General features: G+C 46.4%; 1 protein-coding gene. It reads left to right on the top strand.

Annotated elements, in window-relative coordinates; all coding sequences use genetic code 11:
• On the top strand, window positions 1-278 hold a 278-nt coding region (locus B3V51_RS01350; protein ID WP_414706360.1), incomplete at both ends, for a dCTP deaminase.

Here is a 278-nt window from a genome sequence, read left to right on the forward strand (position 1 = left end):
ACCTCAAGCTACGGTTACGATGTACGCTGTGCGCCTGAATTCAAAGTCTTTACCAACGTCCATTCAGTCGTTGTTGATCCTAAAAACTTCGATGATAAAAGCTTTATCGATATCGTCGGTGATGAGTGCATTATTCCACCAAACTCGTTTGCCTTAGCACGTACGATGGAATATTTCCGTATTCCACGCGACGTACTGACTATTTGCCTAGGCAAGTCGACTTACGCACGTTGCGGTATTATCGTCAACGTAACGCCGCTAGAGCCTGAGTGGGAAGG

Source organism: Psychrobacter sp. UBA2514, from assembly GCF_002341255.1.
Lineage (GTDB): Bacteria > Pseudomonadota > Gammaproteobacteria > Pseudomonadales > Moraxellaceae > Psychrobacter > Psychrobacter pacificensis.